The 1,001-nt window shown below is 61.3% G+C and carries 1 protein-coding gene; it reads left to right on the top strand.

Translation table 11 applies throughout. The annotated features are described in order from the left end of the window. Positions 1 to 54: 54 nt before the first annotated feature. A complete protein-coding gene (gene gldA, locus KYK14_RS21910; protein ID WP_219161765.1) occupies positions 55 to 963 on the top strand; it encodes a gliding motility-associated ABC transporter ATP-binding subunit GldA in 909 nt (302 codons plus the stop codon). Positions 964 to 1,001: the final 38 nt, after the last annotated feature.

The following is a 1,001-nucleotide window of genomic DNA, read 5'->3' as shown; positions in this document are numbered from 1 at the left end:
AAGGTCCTTCGCTGGGCTCAGGATGACGGCTAAGAATAAGATTCAACAAAGTACATGGTAGAGGTCGAGAAACTCACGAAAACCTACGGCGCTCAAAACGCCGTGAACAACATCAGCTTCACGGCGGGTAAAGGCGAAATCCTGGGATTTTTGGGGCCGAATGGCGCGGGCAAATCCACGACCATGAAGATTGCCACCGGCTACCTGCCGCCCTCGGCCGGTACCGTGAAGCTGGCCGGCTTCGATGTGACGGAGCAGCCTCTGGAGGTGCGCCGCCGCGTGGGCTACCTACCTGAGCACAACCCGCTCTACCTGGACATGTACGTGCACGAGTACCTCGAATTCATTGGTTCGGTGCACGGGCTGAAGGGCAGCGAGCTTCGCCGCCGCGTGCAGCAGATGGTGGATAGGGTAGGGCTGGGGCGCGAGCAGAACAAGCAAATCGGCGCCCTGAGCAAGGGCTACCGGCAGCGGGTAGGGCTGGCCCAGGCCCTCATCCACGACCCCGGCGTGCTCATCCTCGACGAGCCCACCACCGGCCTCGACCCCAACCAGATCGGCGAAATCCGCACCCTGATTCGGGAAGTAGGAGAGGATAAAACGGTGATTTTTTCGACGCACATTTTGCCCGAAGTCACAGCCCTGTGCAGCCGGGTAGTCATCATCAACCGCGGCCAACTGGTGGCCGACTCGCCCGTAGCCGACCTAGCCGCCGGCACGAAAGGCGAAACCCTCATCCGCGCTGAGTTTGAGCAGCCCATCGACCCCGCGCCGCTGCGCGCCCTACCCGGCATTCTGGCCGTGGAGGTCGAGGCAGCGCCCGCTACCTACCGCATCCGCGCCGCCGGCCCCGACCTGCGCGGCAGCATCTCACGTTTGGCAGCCGAGCAGGGCTGGATATTATTAGGGCTGCGCCAGGAAGAACAGTCGCTGGAACAGGTGTTTAAGAATCTGACGAAGTAATATGTTTACTTTTCTGCCATCCTGAGCCTGCGAAGGAC

The sequence above is a fragment of the Hymenobacter profundi genome (assembly GCF_019334315.1).
GTDB lineage: Bacteria > Bacteroidota > Bacteroidia > Cytophagales > Hymenobacteraceae > Hymenobacter > Hymenobacter profundi.
Note: the sequence above shows the minus strand (reverse complement) of the source record. Positions and strands in the feature narration are given on the sequence as shown.